Source organism: Candidatus Hydrogenosomobacter endosymbioticus (genome assembly GCF_021654655.1).
Taxonomy (GTDB): domain Bacteria; phylum Pseudomonadota; class Alphaproteobacteria; order Holosporales; family GW7; genus Hydrogenosomobacter; species Hydrogenosomobacter endosymbioticus.
Map to the genome: position 1 here is coordinate 651,932 of NZ_AP025225.1, position 19,972 is coordinate 671,903.

A 19,972-nucleotide genomic window follows, 5' to 3' on the forward strand; every position below is an offset into this window, starting at 1 on the left:
ATTGCGCCAGAAACTAATGCGTGATAGAATCGTCAGAGTGGATTTGTTTTTGTTGAGGGTTTTGTGCCTAAGTTGAAGACCCATAGTGGCTGCAAGAAGAGGTTTCGCTCTACCTCTAGCGGTAAGATAATGCGTGGATGTGCGTTTAAGCGGCACAATTTGCGCAAGAGGTCTAATGATATGAAGAGGGATTCTCGTGGCACTTGCGCTATGGAAGAATGTGATGCGAGGATTGTTCGGAGGTCGTTTGCTCCCTACGGTCTGCGGTAGTTATGTTGGCGGAGGATTACTATGGCTCGAGTTAAAAGAGGCGTTCAAAGCAGGAATAGGCATAAGAAGATTATAGGAATGGCTTCTGGATACAGAGGAAGGTCTGGAAGTTGTTATAGGATCGCTCTGCAGCGGGTGGAAAAAGCTCTTCAGTATGCGTATCGTGACAGGCGTAATAAAAAAAGAGATTTCCGTGCTCTTTGGATTCAGAGAATAAACGCTGCTGTTAGGCAATATGGACTTAAATATTCTGAGTTTATCCATAAGCTTAAAGTTGCTGGCGGGGTCGAAGGTATAGAGCTCGATAGGAAGATATTGGCTGATATGGCCGTGTCTGATCCAAAGGCATTTGAGGCGCTTGTGGAGAAAGTTAGATAGACTGCTTTGCGATTGTATTTTCTGATTGCTTAGTTTGTTTTTTTGTGTAGCGCCCTTTAGAGTCTGCTGTTCTTTCGGTCGGTTGTTTTTGTATCGATGGAGCTGTTTTAGGTGGCTTTTGTTGTTTCGTCATGTGATGAGGCATGTGCCGTGTCTTTTCTGCTTTGTTTATTTGTATGTGTTTCTTTTAGAGTAGATTTTTTGAGATAATTTTCGAAAAACTGTTTTGTCTACCTTTTAACAAGCGTATAAAGCATTTAGAATGTCTGATGAGTCATTAGCTTTGGTGCAGGGGGGCGTTGTGTTTGGGAAAATAATAGGCCTATTTTCGTCTGATATGGCGATAGATTTGGGTACGGCTAATACCCTTATATATGTTAGAGGTGAGGGGATCGTTTTGAATGAGCCGTCAGTTGTTGCTGTGAGCAATAAAGGTGTATCTAAGCAAGTAATTGCTGTCGGGAATGAAGCTAAAGGAATGCTTGGCCGCACTCCCTCGACTATATCCGTTATCCGTCCTATGAAAGATGGCGTGATAGCTGACTTCGAAATAGCAGAGGAGATGATAAAGCATTTTATACAGAAGGTGCATAATCGTAGGAGCTTTATAAGTCCTAGGATAGTCATATGTGTGCCATCTGGTGCAACAGCAGTTGAAAAAAGGGCAATAAATGATGCTGGCCTGAGGGCTGGAGCAAGGAATGTTTATCTGATAGAGGAGCCAATGGCTGCGGCGATAGGTGCCGGCCTCCCGGTCACTGATGCGTCTGGTTCAATGGTTGTGGATATTGGTGGCGGCACGACAGAAATAGCTCTTATATCGCTTGGAGGGATTGTTTCTGTTTCTTCAATTCGAGTTGGAGGAGATAAGTTTGATGAGACTATTGTTGCTTCTGTAAAAAAAGAGTATGGACTGTTTATTGGTGATATTGCTGCGGAAGAAGCGAAGAAAGCGCTCGTTTCTGTGTACTATTCTGAAAAAGGATATGACGAGGGGGTGGAGAAGCAAGAGATCGTTATGCGAGGGAGAGACCTTATTTCTGGAACACCAAAAGAGATGAGCGTCAAAGCTACGAAAATCGTAGATAGCTTAAAGGAGCCGTTGAATTCCATAATTGACAGTATAAAGGCAACCCTTGAAAAATCGCCTCCAGAGCTGTCTTCGGATATCGTTCGCAGCGGCATAATGTTGACAGGTGGAGGAGCGTTTATTAATGGGTTTGATAGGCTTATAAGTGTCGCGACAGGATTGGAAGTGAATGTTGCAAAAGACCCATTGTTGTGCGTTGCCGTGGGGACTGGAATGGTTTTAGAGAAATTGTCCGAGCTTAAAGACTCTGTATTGGCCGCTATATGAGTTTATCTGCTAGGTGTGTCTGTGCATTGACATTTATTGGTAGCTGTTTGTGTTAATGGAGGTTTTTCTGTTTATGTTGAGGTCATATGTTTCTAGATTTGACGGTTGTATGAGGGTTTTGCGGCTCATCGTTTGGAGCATCATTAGGGCGTCGACTGTTGTGAGCGTCCTTTGTTTTGTATTAGCTTATAGCGCGTTTAGTGGGCAGGAGCTCCAGTCTGTAGCCGGCCAGGTCTTTATGCTAGATCTTAGCACTAGTTCTGTGTTATTTGAAAAAAATGCGAATAGCAAAATGCCTCCATCATCAATGACAAAAATCCTAACAGCGTACTTGCTTTTAGAGGCCATAAAAAATGGCGACATAGCGCTGGAAGACGATTTTATTGTCAGCGAGGAGGCAGCAAAACAGCCTGGGACGTCGATGTTTTTAAAATCTGGGCAGAGCGTTAAAGTTATAGACTTGCTTAAGGGGATTGTGGTTTCATCAGCTAATGATGCATGCGTGGTTGTTTCTGAAATTCTTGGGGGATCGGAAAAAGCGTTTGCTGATTTAATGAATAACAAAGCTAAAGAATTGGGAGCTTTAAATTCTAATTTTGTTAATGCGTCTGGTCTGCCTGATTCTGCTCACTATTCTACTTGTAGGGATTTGGCAATGATATCTCGTCGTCTTATTAATGATTTTTCTGGAGAGTATGCCAGATATTTTTCTATGCAAGAATTCTCATTTAACGGAATAAAACAGAGAAATCGAAATATGCTTTTGAAGAATGGTTTTTTGGATGGAGTAAAAACAGGAAAAACGGATCTTGCAAAGTGTGGAATGGTGGCGTCTTCTGTGCGCGGAGGAAGGAGGCTTTTGCTTGTTGTGAACGGGATAGAAAATGAGTCCAAGAGAGCGCAAGAAGTCTCTAGGCTTATGAATTATGGCTTTTCGTGTTTTTTGCCTATTGTTGTATTCGAAAAGGGGGCGGAGATAGAGATGATTCCTGTTTGGAGAGGGGATCATATGGCAGCAGTTTCTCAATCAAAAATTTCCTTCTCTATTCCAAAAAGACTGAAAAATCAAATAAAAGTTAGAATCAAATATTTGGCTCCGCTTGTTCCACCTATTTCTAAAGGACAAAAGATAGGAAATTTGACTGTCACCATTCCAGGTGCTGAGGATAGAGAATTTCCGATTATAGCGAGCGAGGATGCTAGGGAGAACGGAGTTATGTCGTGGATCATGCATATATTTGGTATGCATTAGAGTCTTTGTGCTTCTGATTGGTTGATAGTTAGCTTGGCAAGCTAAGCAGAATATTTCTAGGAAATTTCATGAAAATGGACATCGCTGATTTTATTGGGTCTTTTCCGAAGACAAGCGCGAAGGCGGTTTTGCTATATGGCGGTGGAGTTGGGTTGCAGAACGGGCTTATAGCAGAGATAGGGCGTGTATCGAAATTAAAAACCATTGACGAAGATGAATTTTTCAATTCATTTTACGACCTTACGGCGCCGAGTCTATTTTTTGAGCCAAAGGAGATGGTTTTTGTTATTTTCGAAGCAAAAGAGACAAGTCTGAGCGATTATATTAGAGCTATTGCAGACATTCCAGATGGATTTAAACTTGTGGTTACTAACTCGAAGTCTAAAACATCATCTAAAATGGTCCGTCACTTTGCGCTAGAAAAAAAGCTTTTGGCTATTGCATGTTATGAATGTTCTATAATGCAGTCGCAGCGAATATTTCGCCGTAAGTGCGAAATCTCAAAAATCGATATAGACGAAGACGCTTTGAAAATATGTGGAGAAATTACAATAAATGGTTCTTGGAACGATTTGTTCCAGTTGTTGCGCTTGATCGATGGCGGGATAACCAAAGATATCTTGGAAAAGATAATTTCCTCAGAGTTTCCAGGTATCAATACAGCAATTTTGTCAAACAACAGTGCCGATCTGGTTTCTTATGTTGAGCGTTCGCCTGCGCAATCAGATTTGATAAAAATGCTGCGCGCATGGCAGGTTCAGCTGTATCAACTAATTCAACTTAAAGCGCTTATTAGTGATGGAGTGAGCGAGAGCGAAGCTGAGTCTAAAGTTAGGCCAGCAATATTTTTTAAATATCTTAACGTAACGAAAGAGGCGAGCAAAAATGTTTCTCTTGAATCTGTGACGAAAGCCCTAGAGAAGTTGATATTGGCAGAGATAGCAATAAAAACGGGTTCAAAAGAGCCATTGGTTAGAAGCCTTATGAAAGACGCTATTTCAGCTATCCAAAAAAAATCTTATAGATTATGAATCTTATAGGTTATATTTTGAGAATTTTTGGCAAAGCGTTCGAGAAAATGGGCTCGCAAGGGCGCCTCTGGCCTCTATCAGACCCTTACGGTGTTTGTTTAAAGATATTGGAGATCAGAGCGCGGAAGGACGTATCCGTATAATAAAAGGTGCTGCACTCATTCGTCAGAAGTCCGCCAGATTAGTTGTGTATGCTATTATTTAGTCTCTCAGGATACTCGTGGTTGCAACTTTTTTCCTCGTTTGCTCGCTAACACTTTTCGTTATAACCGCGCACAAAATAGATATTTTTGAATTTTCATCTGCTATAGCTCCCGGGATAACGACGGAATGCGGAGGAACATACCCATACGTTATGTCTCCAGTTTCTCTATGTACTATTTTTGTGCTTGCGCTGAGTGTGACTCCTGACGCTAGTACGCTTTCTTTTCCTATCACAACGCCCTCTAGGATACAACATCCAGCGCCGATGAAACAACCGTCGTCTATTATAACTGGCGTAGCTTGGAGCGGCTCTAGCACTCCTCCGATCATTGCTCCTGAAGATACATGGCACCTGCTTCCAATATATGCGCATGACCCTATAGAGCTTCCAGAGTCTATCATAGATCCCTCTCCTACTCTAACCCCAACATTTACAAACGAAGGCATGACTACAGAAGTTTCTGCGAGATATACTCCACGTCGGACCCAAGCCCCGGGGACTATACGGTTTTTATGAAATGTCGGAGAAAGACTGTCTTTTAATGTTATTTTGTCTCTCCAGAACATGACTCCATCGCTAAAATGCTTAATGTCTAGAAATTTGAACGAAAGAAGAATCGCTTTTTTCAACCATTCATTTACCTTCCACTTGGTGTGTGTTGCTTCATCATGCTCAATAACTTTTTCTGCAACGCTTATCTTCCCAGAGTCTAGCATGTCATATGCTATGTTTATTGCGCGCAGAACTTCTGATTCTTTAAATGAGCCAGAAGATTCCCATTCTACATTTATGATATCGATAACACGGGAAACATTCATTTCAACTCTCCAACAAAAATAAACAACATGATCACGGAACATGGTGCATGATAAATTTTTCCGTTGCAAGTTTTTGAATAAAAATCAATGAGTACTATGCGAGCAGTTAAATGTTAAATAATATATACGATATGGGCTTGCGGTGTCTGGGCGACGTTGTGTTGATTGGAATTTCTTTGCTGTCTGCAGATTTTTCTTGTTTGAAAGAAGAGCTGGAGAGGATTGAGTGCGGAGGCGCAGATTTTTTGCATTTGGATATAATGGATGGGAATTTTTCTCCCGGGTTCATAACTTTTGGTCCAGGAATCATCAAAAAAATGCGTCCTCATACGGGCCTTTCGTTTGATGTTCATCTCATGGTCCATCGTCCTGACCTTTATATATGTTTACTTAAAGATGCCGGTGTGAGTTCGATAGGGATTCATCCTTCAAGCGACGGTAATTTTTTAAAAACGTTGCGTTGTATAAAAGATGTCGGCTGTGAGGCCGGAGTGGTTTTTTCTCCGGATGAAGAATATAAAGATTTGCCGCGAGAGGCCTGGGATGTTATAGATTTTGTTAATATCATGACCGTTTATCCGAAGATGGAAAAACAAGACTTTTTGAGGGATAGGCTTTTTATGATTAGCGCTGTCCGAAAAGCTTTTTGCGATATCAGACCAGATAGAAGGATTAGGGTTATTGTTGATGGAGGGATAACGGATTCCACGGCTTTATTGTGCGTGCAACACGATATAGACGCTGTTATAGTTGGAGGATTCGCGTTTTCTAGTTTTCCTTACAAAATTGCTATAGACAAGATTCGAAAGGCGTGTGCCTTTTGATGACGATTTTTTTCAAGCCATTTCTTTTATCGGGCCCTTTATAATTGGCATTCGTTTTTCGTTCGTTGCAGAATTTTCTTCACAGGCACCGATATCTTCGAGTCTCTGTGAAAGTGCCCGCACATCTGTATTGAGAATTTCTATAGTTTGATTGTATGCTTTCGTTGATTGTCCCATTCCCTTTCCGAGCGCGACTATTGCTGTTCTCATTTTTTCTATAGTTGAGTGCATATCTTTTCCTATCTCACTAATAGCGTGCACATGGGAGCGAAGTTTTTCTTGCTTCCATCCATATGAAATTGTTTTAAGAAGGGCTATTAGAATTGTTGGTGTGGCTAGTATTACATTATTTTTTGCTGCAGTTTCTATGATTGACGGATCTACGCTTAGAGCAGAGCTGAGAAATGCTTCTCCAGGGATGAAAAGAAGCACGAACTCTGGTCCATCTTTATATTTCCAATATTCTTTTTCTCCTAAAAGTTTGGCGTGCATAGTTAGTGTTCGTGCATGATCTTTTAGCTTATTTTTTTGCTCTGTTTCGTTTTTTGATGAGAGAGAGTCGAGATAGTGGCTTACCGGAGTTTTTGCATCTACCACTATGAACCTTCCGCCTGGGAGGCGAATGATGAGGTCTGGACGCGCAGAGGAATTTTCGGATTTCAGAGTTACTTGTTCATCGAAGTCGCAGTGAGGAAGCATGCCTGCAAGCTCAACCACTCGCCTAAGTTGCATCTCCCCCCAACACCCTCTTATATGAGGCGAGCGAAGCGCGCTTACAAGGTTATTAGTTTCTGACTTTAGAAATTTTTGCCCTTCGGATAATTCCCGCAGCTGTTGTATTAATCCTTCATATGCTCCTGCGCGAGTAGATTCTAGCTGGCGAATATGTTCCTCAAGAAGCTTAAGAGAGGCTGTAAGGGGATCTGATATTGTTTTAATCTCGTTTTTGTGCGCGCTTAAGTAAAGCGATGTTTTTTCATGTGTTTTTTCTATTAAAGATTCCGCTACAGACATAAAAGTTCTTTGACTGTTGGATATGGCATTTTGGCATATCAGGTTTGCGGATTTCTCCATTTCTATCTTAGATTCTGTGAGGAAGTTGGATAGGTCTTCTATCCTCTTTTTTAAGTATTCGTTTTCATATTTCATGTTTATAATGGAGTCGATGCATTTTTCATGTTTGATTTTCAGGTTTTTATATTTTTTTGAGGCGAGAAAGCAAAAAAATTCTCTGGTAAGTGTGTAAAATGCAGCAAATAATACAAGTGACAACGTTGCTATATCCATTTTTCTATCTACCTTTTTGAAAGAGCGTCAAGTGCTATTTTTTTCCCTATTTCAACGCTTGGCTGAGTGAGGGGGTCGACATGGAATATCTCAGCGGTTATCAAAGTTTCTATTATAAAGTTCATCATTAAGGCTCCGAGAGTTTGCTCATTTAACACGTGAACGCACAGTATTCTTACAGGCCTTTTTTTCTTCATAAGAGCTTGGCATGTGGCGTTACATTGTGCTGATACAAGGTCTGCTATAGCACTTATGGCGAAGGGACGAAGACTAGGCAGAAAGTCCCATGTATTCGGCGATAGCCGCTCTCTGGCTACTTGCTTTTCAAATAGAACAGTGAATAATTTATCGTCTGGGCCATCCATATACAGTTGCAGTTGGCTATGTTGGTCTACTGGGCCCATGCCATATACTGGAGTGAAACCAACGCCATTTTTCCCTATGCTCTCTGCTATAAGTTGTCTACACCAGAATGTAAACGAGGAAAAAGCGTCGCCATAAGGAAAAAATACGTGCGTTCTTATGTTTTTTGTATTATATAACGCAAGCGCCAGAGCTGCTCCGTCTATCGGAGCCCTTAGTCTTCCAAGAAATATTTGATTGCAAGTTGAAGCTGCGCCATGGAAAAATTTTCGCACGTCAAACCCTATTATCATTGGAGGAAGGATGCTTCCAAGAGAGAAACATGAAAATCTTCCACCTATATTTGTAGGGTGATCCATGCATTTTATTCCAAAATGAGCAGCTATTTTTCGCAGGAAATTATTCTTTGGTTCCGTGATAAACAAAAACTGTTCGCTGAGAGTTCCGATGTCTATTATTCCGCTCCAGTACTCTATGCACCGCATGACTTGTATAAGAGTTTCTGCTGTTTCTCCAGATTTAGAAACGGCGATGACTCCTGTTGTTTTGGGGTTTACTATAGACATTATTTCCCAAAATATTTCCGCATCCAAATTGTCAAGAAAATATAGCTTGGGGAAAGCGTTGTCTGCCATAACCCAAGACTGCAGCAGGGAAGTCATAGTTCTTGCTCCAAGGGAAGACCCTCCGGTCCCTATGACAAGAACTGACTCAAATTTTCTGAAGTGAGAGACTACGCTTTCTGCTTTTTCTATGCATTCTTCGTTGAAAGGAGCTTCTAGAAACGGGAGCATTCTGTTTTCTGCATTTCTTCCTACCGCTCGGAAAGCGGAGTCTGCAGTGTTTCGCGCGATGACAAACTGCTCATCGCTTAATGCGCCATAAAGAAAGCATGGACTTATATCTTGATGAATTATTGGTCCTGTTTTAAACATATAGCTCCAAAACGAATGAGCGCCAGGCTATTTTTTCCCGACAGATAACTTGTTTAACATCAAAGACTCTGTCTCTGAAATCCCATCAACTTTATCGCTTGTGTCGATGGAGCGAGGATCCGCTTCTGCAGGAGCGGCCTCACTGCTGCAACTGCCCTCCGAAACGTTTGGCTTTTTTAGTATATCAAACGGCGGAACAATGAGATCTTTAGCGCTTCCGTGACTAACAGAGAACTCATCTGGCGGTGTTTTTTCTACGCCTATTCCTTTCTTTATCCCCTCGCAACCGCATACTATGCACATACAGACTGCTGAGCATACAAAATGAAACATCTTTGAAAAGTCAACGGCGTATGGACTCTTATACCCGCTTATTTTTGCAGTCATATAAACTCTCCGTTACAGAAATAATAACTCCAACGCTTATTAGGATATCAGCAACGTTAAACGCAGGAAAGTGCCATTCTCCGTGATAAAAATCTAGAAAATCAAATACGGCTCCGTATATTATGCGGTCTATGAGGTTTCCTATAGCTCCTCCTATCATAAAAGAAATCCCTACTTTTCTTACTAGCGGAGCACGATAGAGCCAAAAAACAAGTACTAAAACTATTAACAGCGCCGTCAACACTATCGCAGGCTGCCCGAAAGAAGAAAAAATCCCCCAACTAACTCCTTTATTCCATGAATAAACAAAATTGACAAGCCCGTCTACTATTACCGTATTTGCTTTGATGCACTGTGCGTACCGCTTTGTTATCTGATCTATTAATATAGACGAAACAACAATAACAATACTAATAAATACGTCTCTTTTTCCCATAATGATATTTTATCGATGGAGTCGTACCACATGATATTTGTATAGCCCAGCTATTTCAATAGCCTGAAGGAACCAGAGCAGTCTGGACACAAACGCTACAGACGGCTTATTATGGATTTTATCACTAACACGGCGGCATATCCTAAAACAGACCTCTTAGATATGTTGTTTTCTATGTTGGTTAGCACTTTTCTCGTCATAGAGCTTAGGCTGTCGCCTTCGGTTTTGCTGCTTACAAAGTCTTCAGCGCTTCCTCCCGCTCCAACGGCTTTGTTTAATGCCCTCTCATAGTCTTCAAACTCTTTTGAAGACGTTATTATTTCCTCTATAGATTTAAACGCGTCTTCCATCATGATAGAGCGCTTGCTTATTGTCTCTCTTTCTTCGGGATTTTCATTCCTCATAGTTAGAACATAGGCTCTATATTTTTTCTTTAGTTCGTTTATTGATTGTTGAGCCTTTTGTTTATACTCATTCCAAGCCTGCTCTGGAGTTAGGTATGTTTCTGCTGTATCGTCGTTTGCTATAACTTCTGCTTGTTGCAAGATGTCTGCTAACTGGGCTCCAACGGCTCTGTTTAGGGCTTTGATGTTGTTTCTATCGTTTGGGTCTATGGACTTCATTATGCCAAAAAAGTCTAAGGAAAGGAGTTTGCTTGGTATTTGTATAGAATCTTTAGATGTCGTCTGTGAGTTCATAGGATCAAAAGAATCGCCGAGCAACATGTCTTCTTTTCCGGCGCAAGAAATATTAGTAATGAGTAATGTTGAAAATATTAATGAAATGATTTTGATATGCATTATATGTTTTAGAATTAATATAATAATACGTCATATTTTATGTAAAAAAAGCTAAATAAATCTAAAAATAAAGACTAATTATTCTTAATATGTCCTAATATGCAGAAAAAATGGTTGAAAATTTTCTATTTTAAAAGCGGTCATTTGTAAACGTGTTTTTTTGATATAATGCTTTCAAGAGGTTTTTAGGAATCGCTGTATGAATGATGTTGGTGGAAGCGAGGATAAACTTGAAGAGTCTCTGTCTTTGGGGGTTGCTATAAGTTCAGATGAGCTGTTATACGAATTCTTGGTTTGGATACAGTTTTATAAAGGGCGCTCAGAGATGACGGCCAAAACATATCGAAGCGCTATCGCTGGGTTTTTTGAATTTTTGTCTGAACACTTCGCAGAAGAGGTTACTTTGTCTACTGTGCTTCGGGTGTCTGCTCAAGATATAAGAGCGTTTTTTTCTAGACGCATAGGTATGGACGTTACAAAGCAGTCAAATGCGGTAGGGATGTCTGCGATAAAAATGCTGTATAAATTTTTGGATGAGATAGGGCTTAAGCCGTCATCTAAGATACATGTTATGAGCCGTCCGCGCGTTGGCAAAAAGTTGCCTCGGCCTCTGTCTATGGACGACGCGGTAACTGTCGTTGAAGGCGCAGGCGATAAGTGCTGGAAAGATATGAGAGACGATGCCATTTTTACTCTGATATATGCGTGCGGGCTAAGAATATCAGAAGCGCTGTCTATCAAAATTGAAGATTGGGAAAATATGGACGGCTGTATAACTGTCGTTGGAAAAGGCAAAAAAGCAAGAAAAGTGCCGATTTTAAGAATGGCAAAAGAAAAAATAGATGCCTACTTAACGGAGTGTCCGTATAGCGCAGAAGACAAAAGAAGGTCTCTTTTTATAAGCGTAACTGGAAAGCCGATGTATCCTGGGGCTGTTCAAAAAAAAATGAGGATTATGAGGCGTGCTGTTGGTATGTCTGAATCCGCTACTCCCCACAGCTTAAGGCACAGTTTTGCCTCACATTTGCTGGAGAATGGCGCGAATATAAGGGATATACAAGAGCTTCTAGGTCATGCGAGTCTGAAGGCAACTCAGGTGTATACAAAGGTAAGTGCTTCAGCAATGAAAGAGAGATATATGAAAAGTCATCCAAGCGTATTGATGAGAAATAAAAAAGATCCTGATGAATGAGAGGGTTCAATCGAGAAAATACATAAAAGCAAAACTCTAACTTTTTATTTGCGGAAGAGATTTTGTGAATTGTGTGCAAGTCAGATTAGCTTACGGAGTCTCCGTCGGTTTCTTCACCGCTACTGGCCAAAAAGCCTCCTATTTGAGTGTCCCAAAGTGTTTTATAAAGCCCCTCTTGTTGTATTAAGTCGTGGTGTTTTCCGTCTTCTACCACTTTACCGCGATCAAACACTAGTATGCGGTCCATGTGAAGAAGGGTAGACAGCCTATGGGCGACTACTATCGTTGTTTTCCCCTGCATAAGTTCCCATAAAGATTCTTGGATATAAGCTTCTGTTATAGAGTCTAGTTGCGATGTAGCTTCATCGAGAATCAGGATTGGAGCATTTTTTAAAATTGCTCGCGCAATAGCTATTCGTTGCCTTTGTCCGCCAGAAAGTTTGACTCCGCGTTCTCCGACAAGAGCTCCATACCCATCCGGATTTCTAGAAATAAACTCATGGGCGTGTGCTTTGCGCGCTGCAGAAAACACGTCGTCGTCGCTAGCGCTTACATTGCCATATCGAATGTTTTCGATTATGGACCTATGAAACATAATTGGGTCTTGAGGAATTATTGCAATAGACGACCGTAGAGAATCTTGCGATACATAGCGTATGTCTTGTCCATCGATTAGGATTCTTCCAGCAGATACGTCATATAACCTTAAAATTAAATTTACGAACGTTGTTTTTCCGCTCCCAGAATAGCCAACGAGACCAACTTTTTGTCCGGGAGAAATTGTTACAGATTCGTTATGAAACAAAGGAGCAACACCTTTATAGTGAAACTGAACTGCGTCAAAAACGATTTCTCCATTTCCCACTACAAGAGTAGCAGCTACTCCATGGTCGACGATTTCTATTGGTGATAATGCTATTCGTAGGCCATGAGTAATGTTCCCCCAAGTATCGGCAAATGTTCCTATGTCTTTTGATAAAAACCACAAGCACTCTATTATCGACGAATTTGACATTACTATGAACGCGAAATCTCCGGCTGTTATAGTTCCATCTCTGAAACCGTAAACTAACCATACGAGGCTGATTCCGTAATACGCGGAAAAAGATAGCCCTAAGCATGCAAACATTTTTATGAAAAACCAATCGCGAGCTTGATCTGCGATGACATATTTGTAAAAAACCGACTCTAGCCTTGAACTTTCATACTTTCTTCTAGAAAATAGCCTGATGCTCATCATGTTGCCGAATACGTCTACTATGCTGCCAATAGCTATAGACCTTGCTTCTGCAGATTTATTGCTGAGTAGGCTTGCTTTTTTAGAAAAGGCAACAGATGCCAGAACAAAGAAGATCGCCCATAGAATAAGAGCAACTGCAAACCTTGCATTTATTCTGAACATCGCCATTGAAAAAAATGCAACCATAAGAATGTTGCCCATGAATTTGTCTATGCAAATTTTGAACAGATCTGGAACTCCGCTCATTACATCCTTTATCTTGTTTCCAAGGTCACCGGCCATGTGGTTTTGATAAAGCTGATGAGAGTGGCGCATCATGTGAGCGCACAGCTTATCGCCTATGTACTTTTTCAAAGGTGGGTTTGTCTTGAGCCAAAAATAGTCGTATAGCCTATATAGTATAACCACAGCAATCGAGGCTGATATGCACATCGCAACCGGAAAGATGAGGACATCATAGGCATCTTTTCTGTCGATATGATTGGCGCTGTCAACTATTAGCTTAGTAAAATACGGGACAACTAAAAAATTAAGCGAAAAAACGCATGACAGAACGGCCTGTCCGAGCAGCCACCATTTCGTAAATTTTGCACAATCAACGATAAATGTCCAAGTCTTTTTTACCACTAGATAATAACAGCGATATGCGCGTCTAATGCAGTATAAGGCTTAGTATACATGTAAAATCGATAGAGCGCATATATCCATCGTGGTCTTCGGCGCGAGATACGATATAAATCAATGATATAGCAACTTTACTTTACGAACATCTCGCATTCATAGCGGGAGAGCGCTAATTATGCAGAATTTTAAACAGTTCTTATGTTGAATTTTATATATTTGAAATTTTTGCAAAAAGAATGCTATTTTTCATTATTATTCATTAAATCAATTTATAGAGAAAATTCAGAGGTATCTAGGCAACTACAGGTACGGATTTTGTTAAATCGTCTGTGGTTGCTGATGCTATTTCGTTCATGGTAGCAACGGCACCGGCTGTGTCACCAGATGAAAGAAAATTTTCTATTTTTACTAGCGCTTTTTTAATGTATTCAAAATCATATTTGCAGCCTTGAACGAATAAAATGTCTTCTTCGCTTGTTTTGTGTAGGATGTCTCCGTCCTCCCACAGATATTCGCGCAGGCGTTCGCCTGTGCGTAGGCCAGAAAACACTATCGGGATGTCGACATTCGGTATATACCCAGACAAAAGGAGCATATTTTCTGCTATCGACAATATGCTAACTTGCTCTCCCATGTTCAATATGAATACGTTAGATAATCCGTAATCTCCCGAAGAGCTTATTTGCCCAGACTTGAGCACTAAAGAGACGGCTTCTTGTATAGACATGAAGTATCTTTTTACGTCTTTATGGGTAACTGTGATTGGACGCTTATTTTGTATTTTTTTTCTGAACAATGGAATGACGGAGCCATTAGATTCAAGCACATTGCCGAATCTGACGCTTATAAATCTGGTTTTATTGGTGACGCTGGGAAGTGCATGTGTTGATTTGGAATGGAGCCCATCTATTGCTTGAAAATAGAATTCGGCGACGCGTTTTGTCATTCCTAGTATGCTTTGCGGATAAACTGCCTTATCAGTGGAGATAAATACCACTGTCGATACGCCAGTTTCTTCGCATATGTCTGCCAGCTTGCATGTTGCTATCAAGTTTGTTTCTATGGCTTCTGCTGGATGCGACTCCACTATGTGTATGTGTTTTAGGGCCGCAGCATGAAACACTATATCTGGCTTTTCGCGCTTTATTAAATCCTTCATCTTAATGCTGTCTCGGATGTCTATAAGGCAAATTCTGCGGGAAACTGCCGGAGCGATGTCTTCTATTTCTTGATCTATTGTGTAAAGCGAAAACTCACTGTTGTCTGCAAGGGATACATGGTTAGGGGAAAGGCCTGATATCTGACGAGCAATCTCGCTCCCTATGCTTCCTCCAGCGCCGGTGATTAATACGTTTTTGCCTCGTATCCATTGGGCGAGTTCTTTCATATCAAGCGCAATCTCTTTTCTACCTATAAGGTCTTCTAGGTTTACAGGGGTGACGCGCGGCTCTTTTGCCCCCTCTCCCATCACATTAGACACAGATAGTATTGACGCTCGTTCGACATTAATTCCAAAAGCTACTGCTGAGCGAACAACATCTTGAGTTCTTCTGCCTCGAAAATTTGGATTCGTTATTATAAGCGAGGTTATTGTTCGCGTTGCAGCTGAAGCGCAAAAAATGCGTCGCAATATGTTTTCTATGTCTTTTACATTCCCGAGGATTTCTACTCCACGTATATTGCGAAGATCATGACCTGGTTCTGTGCTTATAATTCCATGTATTCTATATCTATATTTGCTTTCGCCAGAACTAACGGCGCATTGTCGGATAAATAAGTCTGTTTCTGCTCCTGTGCCAAGCAAAATAACGTTTTTTGCTTCTTTTGGCATATTTGCTTTTTCGTATATTGTTTCAAAAAGATACCGATAGGCTCCACGCATGAAACACAGAGAAAATGTGTGTAATAAAAATATTTTTACTGCAAGAGCCTGATAGTCATATAAAAGAGCTGCGGCAAATATAAGAAATCCTATGCCAGCTATTAGACACGCATTAAATACTTTTATCACATCTCTAAGAGATACATAGCGCCACATGAATCTGTGTTGTTTCGCTATTGCCGAGGAGACCGCAAACAATACCCCATAAATCGCGCACATAGTGGGGCACATGTCGTCAAATCCAGATCGCAGAATGATCATACATAGGCAAGCAAGACCGACTATAAAGTCTATGAAAAATATTATCTGCCTCGGTTTTATAAACCTGTATATATTACCGCGGAGAATGGAGACACACTTATATGCTTTTACATAACCCAGTTGCATGAACTACTTCTTGTTTCATCAGAAAATTTGCGAAGAAAAACTGGCTCTTTCTTCATCTGCGTTTCCTTCGTATTCTACCTCTCTTTTTCGAATAGCGCTAGTTGACGTTTTTCGTATCTTGATTTCTTAGTATGAGTTCAGGCGCTAGGTTTACACCGAAAGACAACGATGTTATATTGACACTGTCCATGATGCAGAGTTTTGCTATGCGCCTTTTGTTGTTGGTTTTCCATATAATTGTTACGCTATCCATGATAGGGGTTATACTTTTGCAGAAGGCAGAAAGTATGAGCGCTGGTTTGTCCTCTTCTTCTGGAGGTAGTATGTTTTCTGCGCGCGGGTCTAAGAATTTTCTCACTAGAACTACGTCTGTTCTCGCAGCTATATTTCTGGCTACGAACTTTTTATTGGCTTTGTCGGCTAAGAACCAGCATGTCTTTTCCAAAGATGAGCTGAAAAAGGAAGACAGTAGGAACCTTGAGATAAAGCAAAAGGTCAGGTGACGGTGTCTGATATGGGCTCTGTTGGCTAGGAGATTGGATGTCTAGGTGTAGTGGGAAATCTGCTAGGTTTGTTTTTGTGACCGGTGGGGTTGTATCTTCTGTTGGAAAAGGGATTTTTTCCGCTTCTCTTGGTGCGTTGCTTAAAGCTAGGGGGCTTAGGGTTTTGCTTCGAAAGTTAGACCCATATATAAATGTAGATTCTGGAACTATAAGGCCTGGGCAGCACGGCGAGGTGTTCGTTACGAATGACGGGGCGGAGACAGACCTTGACTTAGGGCATTATGAGAGGTTTTCTGGGATCGACACTAATAGAGATAGCGTTATCACTACTGGTCGCGTGTATATGAACGTTATAAGTAAAGAGCGTCGCGGAGATTATCTTGGGCAAACGATTCAGGTTATTCCACATATTACTGACGAAATAAAAGAGCATATAGCGAAAGGCTCTGATGACGTTGATGTTGTCATATGTGAAATAGGCGGAACCGTTGGTGATATTGAAGGGCTGCCATTTTTAGAGGCTATCCGCCAGATTCGTAATGAAGTGGGTGAAGATAGGTGCCTGTTTATTCATCTTGCTTGGATTGTTTATCTTGAAAATTTGAAAGAATTGAAGACAAAGCCTGCACAGCATTCCGTGAAAGAACTGCAGAGAGCTGGCATTCAGCCAGATATACTCGTATGCAGAGGAGATATGCCGCTTACTCGAGATATAAAGGAGAAGCTTAGCCTGTTTTGCAATGTTTCTCCAGATGATGTGATAGAGGGGAAAAATGCATCAAACATATATGAAATTCCTCTTACATACCACGCAGTAGGGTTGGACTCACGTGTATGTGGGCACTTTGGTAACTGTAGTTCTGATGCAGACTTGGGTGAATGGGAAAATATAGCAAATAACATACGTGAATCAATGGATAATGTCACAATCGGTGTTGTTGGAAAGTATTCGGGGATGGACTCGTATAGGTCTGTATTTGAAGCTCTGAGCCATTCTGGAATATTCAAGAAAAGGAAAGTGCTCGTTGAGTTTTTTGATGGTGAAAAATTTGACAGCGACAATACTGCTGCAGAAATGCTTTCTTCAGTGGATGCTATTCTTGTACCAGGGGGGTTTGGAAAAAGGGCGGTCGATGGAAAGTTGCGCGCTATAAAATTTGCCAGGGAAAACAAAGTTCCATTTTTAGGAATTTGTTTGGGGCTGCAGCTCGCTGTGATAGAGGCTCTGCGAAACATATCTGGTGTTAGCGACGCTAACTCGTCTGAGTTTGATGAATCTTGCAAAAATTTAGCGGTGGCAAGGATTGAGGAGTGGATGTCTGACGATAAAATGAAGAAATGTATGGAGCGGCTTAATATGGGCGGAACTATGCGGCTCGGAGCTTTTTCTTGCGCTATAAAGGAGGGCTCTCTTGCTAACAGAGCGTATAATTCTTGTTTAATATCAGAGAGACACAGGCATAGGTACGAAGTAAACAACAACTATAGGAAAAAGCTCGAAGAGGCCGGGGTTGTGTTTTCTGGTCTGTCTGTAGACGGCGAGCTTGTAGAGATTATAGAAAGAGAAGACCATCCTTGGTTTCTGGCTGTGCAATTTCATCCGGAATTTAAGTCTCGACCTTTTGCCGCGCATCCGTTGTTTATATCTTTTGTTGACGCTGCATGCGAGTTTTGCGCATGTAAAGTTGGCGCAAAAAATTATGCAGAAGTGCTTAATTGCGTTCGTACACGCTGACTGATTGCGCTGCTGCGTAAGGTTCAACATTTAGAGTTGCTAATCGAATCTCTGTTGGGATGTCGGTTGCATGAAAAATCGATACGCGTGCGAGAGTAGCTTGCGTTTGCGTGTTTTTGAATGTTCGGTCGGTCGGTTTATAGATGGCGTTGTTCATGCTAAAATGTGTAATGCGCGTTGGTTGATTTGTTTAGAATGGAATTTCATGGGACTACTATAATATCTGTAAGAAAAGGAAAAGATGTTGTGATTGCTGGTGATGGCCAGGTTTCTATGGGGCATATTGTCGTAAAGGGCAACACAAAAAAAGTTAGAAAAATTGCTAATGGCGCTGTTATTGCTGGGTTTGCTGGCGCCACCGCAGATGCATTTGCGCTTTTTGAAAGGCTTGAGATGAAGCTGGAGCAATATCCTTCTCAGCTTATGCGCGCCTGCGTAGAGCTTTCTAAGGAGTGGAGGATGGACAAAAGTCTTCGCAGACTAGAAGCGATGATTGTTGTTGTCGACGCTAGACATTCTCTTTTGTTGTCTGGAACGGGAGATGTTCTTGAGCCAGAAGATGGTATTGTTGGGATAGGTTCTGGAGGAACATACGCGCTTGCAGCGGCTAAGGCTTTGATCGATAGTCATATGACTGCGGAAGAAATAGCTGTGAGGTCGATGAAAATAGCTTCGGACATATGCATATATACAAATAGCAATTTTTCTATTGAATCTATAAAATGCTAGATTCCGTTTTTAATCTGCTTTTAGCGGTTTTTTAAAAACTGGACGCCGCCTCAAAAGTTTTTAATACCGATGTTAGATTTTCTGCTACAATTCTTGAAAAGAGGCAAAGCCATTTTGCTTATATGAGGTTATTTACTAGTTCGAAATTTGGAAAGGAGTCTTTTTGCAGGAAGGAGAGGATCGAAAATGAACTGCGTTTGAAGATATCAAAAGTCCTTCCTGGTTGTGTTATGTGGAGCAAAGTTTTAGATGGCGCTCTTCTTATGGTTACAGAAGTTAAAGCAAGCAAAGACTTGCGTTTTGCAAAAGTTTTTGTGCGCGCTATGAATTTTGAAGATCCAGATATGAAAAAAGTAATAGATGAACTTAACGGAATGCGACATGTTGTTCAGGGGGCGTTGAAAAAGGAAATAGCTCTGCGATTTTTGCCAAAGCTTACGTTTCATATAGGTAGAAGCTATGGCGATAGTGAGGAGACATGAAACATATTGTTTGGTAGAGCTTTGATACGTTTTGCTCTAAGCATTCAGTTTGAGGGAGCCGTGTGAACAGGGAGTCTCATTTCCGTTGTTTTCGCGAAGTATAGCTCGGCCAAATTCGTCAATCTTTACTAAAATTCCTATTGTTGTCCCATTTTTATGGGATGAAAACGAGGCGCTCCTGCCTCTCCAAAGTAACGCTTTATTTATTCTCTCACATATACCTTCGAACCCACTGCTAAACAGTTCGCCGAAATTTACCAATATTCTGCTTGATAGAGTTTCCCATAATACCTTCATTTCAAGCTTTTTCCCTGTTTTAGATAATATAGAGCTATAATTTTCGAACCCGGTTATGTTTGTGTCTATATTGCAGTTTATGCCTATTCCAACCAAAACATACGAATTGTCTCTGCTATTTTTTACTTCTTCAGACAGTATCCCAGAGATTTTGCATTCGTCTACGAATACGTCATTTTCCCATTTTATTTTTGAAGAAATTCCTATTGACCCGAGCATTTCAGCAACAGAGAGCGCAGCCGTCATTGAAGAAAATCTCACCATACTAGACGCTTGTGATGGATAGCTAATTATGTATGTGCCGCTCATAGCTCCTGGCGGAGAAAGCCAATCAAACCCCTTTCTACTTTGACCATAAACTTGGTTTTCGCTTATCAAAAGCAAGATATTTAAAAAAGTATTTTTTCTGGACAATATCACTTTTGCCATATCCTGAGTGGATGTGCAGCAGAGAAACCTTTCTATACAGACTGATTGGCCGCAGTGGCATTTGAAGTAGGCGTTGTCTTTCAACAAGGGATTGCCTTTAACTGAGAAATTACATATAAGAGATACATG

20 protein-coding genes are annotated in these 19,972 nt (G+C 41.0%); 11 read left to right on the forward strand and 9 right to left on the reverse strand.

Translation table 11 applies throughout. From position 1 onward, the window contains the following. Window positions 1-63 precede the first annotated feature (63 nt). From rpmI to HYD_RS03020, 5 genes are all read left to right on the forward strand, one after another. Complete coding sequence (gene rpmI, locus HYD_RS03000) at window positions 64-270, forward strand: 50S ribosomal protein L35 (protein ID WP_236864796.1); 207 nt, start codon at window positions 64-66, stop codon at window positions 268-270. 21 nt (window positions 271-291) lie between these two features. Further along, the gene (gene rplT / locus HYD_RS03005) at window positions 292-648 is read left to right on the forward strand and encodes a 50S ribosomal protein L20 (protein WP_236864798.1); all 357 of its coding nucleotides are present in this window, start codon (window positions 292-294) and stop codon (window positions 646-648) included. Window positions 649-949: 301 nt separating this feature from the next. Next, the gene (locus HYD_RS03010) at window positions 950-2,005 is read left to right on the forward strand and encodes a rod shape-determining protein (RefSeq protein WP_336511905.1); all 1,056 of its coding nucleotides are present in this window, start codon (window positions 950-952) and stop codon (window positions 2,003-2,005) included. A gap of 73 nt (window positions 2,006-2,078) precedes the next feature. Then, window positions 2,079-3,257 (forward strand): D-alanyl-D-alanine carboxypeptidase family protein, encoded by a 1,179-nt coding sequence (locus tag HYD_RS03015; protein ID WP_236864802.1) that lies wholly within the window; start codon window positions 2,079-2,081, stop codon window positions 3,255-3,257. A gap of 68 nt (window positions 3,258-3,325) precedes the next feature. Further along, complete coding sequence (locus tag HYD_RS03020; protein ID WP_236864804.1) at window positions 3,326-4,288, forward strand: DNA polymerase III subunit delta; 963 nt, start codon at window positions 3,326-3,328, stop codon at window positions 4,286-4,288. A 201-nt stretch (window positions 4,289-4,489) separates the two neighbouring features. On the opposite strand, the gene HYD_RS03025 is transcribed toward HYD_RS03020, so the two are convergent. Beyond that, the gene (locus HYD_RS03025) at window positions 4,490-5,311 is read right to left on the reverse strand and encodes a 2,3,4,5-tetrahydropyridine-2,6-dicarboxylate N-succinyltransferase (protein WP_236864806.1); all 822 of its coding nucleotides are present in this window, start codon (window positions 5,309-5,311) and stop codon (window positions 4,490-4,492) included. A gap of 131 nt (window positions 5,312-5,442) precedes the next feature. Here HYD_RS03025 and HYD_RS03030 point away from each other — a divergent pair, with 131 nt between their 5' ends. Then, window positions 5,443-6,135 (forward strand): ribulose-phosphate 3-epimerase, encoded by a 693-nt coding sequence (locus HYD_RS03030; RefSeq protein WP_236864808.1) that lies wholly within the window; start codon window positions 5,443-5,445, stop codon window positions 6,133-6,135. Between the two features lie 12 nt (window positions 6,136-6,147). On the opposite strand, the gene HYD_RS03035 is transcribed toward HYD_RS03030, so the two are convergent. The 5 genes from HYD_RS03035 to HYD_RS03055 form a co-directional block, all read right to left on the reverse strand. Beyond that, the gene (locus HYD_RS03035; protein ID WP_236864810.1) at window positions 6,148-7,422 is read right to left on the reverse strand and encodes a DNA recombination protein RmuC; all 1,275 of its coding nucleotides are present in this window, start codon (window positions 7,420-7,422) and stop codon (window positions 6,148-6,150) included. Between the two features lie 8 nt (window positions 7,423-7,430). Beyond that, complete coding sequence (locus HYD_RS03040; protein ID WP_236864812.1) at window positions 7,431-8,720, reverse strand: hypothetical protein; 1,290 nt, start codon at window positions 8,718-8,720, stop codon at window positions 7,431-7,433. 27 nt (window positions 8,721-8,747) lie between these two features. After that, the gene (locus HYD_RS03045) at window positions 8,748-9,107 is read right to left on the reverse strand and encodes a hypothetical protein (RefSeq protein ID WP_236864814.1); all 360 of its coding nucleotides are present in this window, start codon (window positions 9,105-9,107) and stop codon (window positions 8,748-8,750) included. Further along, a complete protein-coding gene (gene lspA / locus HYD_RS03050; protein WP_236864816.1) occupies window positions 9,082-9,543 on the reverse strand; it encodes a signal peptidase II in 462 nt (153 codons plus the stop codon). The genes HYD_RS03045 and lspA overlap by 26 nt, the downstream gene beginning before the upstream one ends. Before the next feature lie 95 nt (window positions 9,544-9,638). Further along, window positions 9,639-10,268, reverse strand: coding sequence for a hypothetical protein (locus HYD_RS03055; protein ID WP_236864818.1), 630 nt, complete (start codon window positions 10,266-10,268; stop codon window positions 9,639-9,641). A 274-nt stretch (window positions 10,269-10,542) separates the two neighbouring features. Between HYD_RS03055 and HYD_RS03060 the strand changes: the two genes are divergently transcribed. Continuing rightward, entirely contained in the window at window positions 10,543-11,535 is a 993-nt protein-coding gene (locus HYD_RS03060) for a tyrosine recombinase XerC (protein ID WP_236864820.1), read from the forward strand. Between the two features lie 85 nt (window positions 11,536-11,620). On the opposite strand, the gene HYD_RS03065 is transcribed toward HYD_RS03060, so the two are convergent. Together HYD_RS03065 and HYD_RS03070 are read right to left on the reverse strand one after the other, a co-directional pair. After that, window positions 11,621-13,402: an ABC transporter ATP-binding protein gene (locus HYD_RS03065; protein ID WP_236864822.1), complete on the reverse strand. Its 1,782-nt coding sequence runs from the start codon at window positions 13,400-13,402 to the stop codon at window positions 11,621-11,623. Between the two features lie 289 nt (window positions 13,403-13,691). Beyond that, window positions 13,692-15,500, reverse strand: coding sequence for a polysaccharide biosynthesis protein (locus tag HYD_RS03070; protein ID WP_236864823.1), 1,809 nt, complete (start codon window positions 15,498-15,500; stop codon window positions 13,692-13,694). 299 nt (window positions 15,501-15,799) lie between these two features. Between HYD_RS03070 and secG the strand changes: the two genes are divergently transcribed. The 4 genes from secG to HYD_RS03090 all read left to right on the forward strand — a co-directional run bounded on the left by secG (window position 15,800) and on the right by HYD_RS03090 (window position 19,117). Beyond that, window positions 15,800-16,171: a preprotein translocase subunit SecG gene (gene secG, locus HYD_RS03075; protein ID WP_236864824.1), complete on the forward strand. Its 372-nt coding sequence runs from the start codon at window positions 15,800-15,802 to the stop codon at window positions 16,169-16,171. 37 nt (window positions 16,172-16,208) lie between these two features. Then, the gene (locus HYD_RS03080) at window positions 16,209-17,906 is read left to right on the forward strand and encodes a CTP synthase (protein WP_236864825.1); all 1,698 of its coding nucleotides are present in this window, start codon (window positions 16,209-16,211) and stop codon (window positions 17,904-17,906) included. A 195-nt stretch (window positions 17,907-18,101) separates the two neighbouring features. Next, entirely contained in the window at window positions 18,102-18,635 is a 534-nt protein-coding gene (gene hslV, locus HYD_RS03085; RefSeq protein ID WP_236865815.1) for an ATP-dependent protease subunit HslV, read from the forward strand. A 122-nt stretch (window positions 18,636-18,757) separates the two neighbouring features. Further along, the gene (locus HYD_RS03090; RefSeq protein ID WP_236864826.1) at window positions 18,758-19,117 is read left to right on the forward strand and encodes a ribosome-binding factor A; all 360 of its coding nucleotides are present in this window, start codon (window positions 18,758-18,760) and stop codon (window positions 19,115-19,117) included. Window positions 19,118-19,153: 36 nt separating this feature from the next. On the opposite strand, the gene HYD_RS03095 is transcribed toward HYD_RS03090, so the two are convergent. After that, window positions 19,154-19,930: a biotin--[acetyl-CoA-carboxylase] ligase gene (locus HYD_RS03095; RefSeq protein WP_336511898.1), complete on the reverse strand. Its 777-nt coding sequence runs from the start codon at window positions 19,928-19,930 to the stop codon at window positions 19,154-19,156. Window positions 19,931-19,972 lie beyond the last annotated feature (42 nt).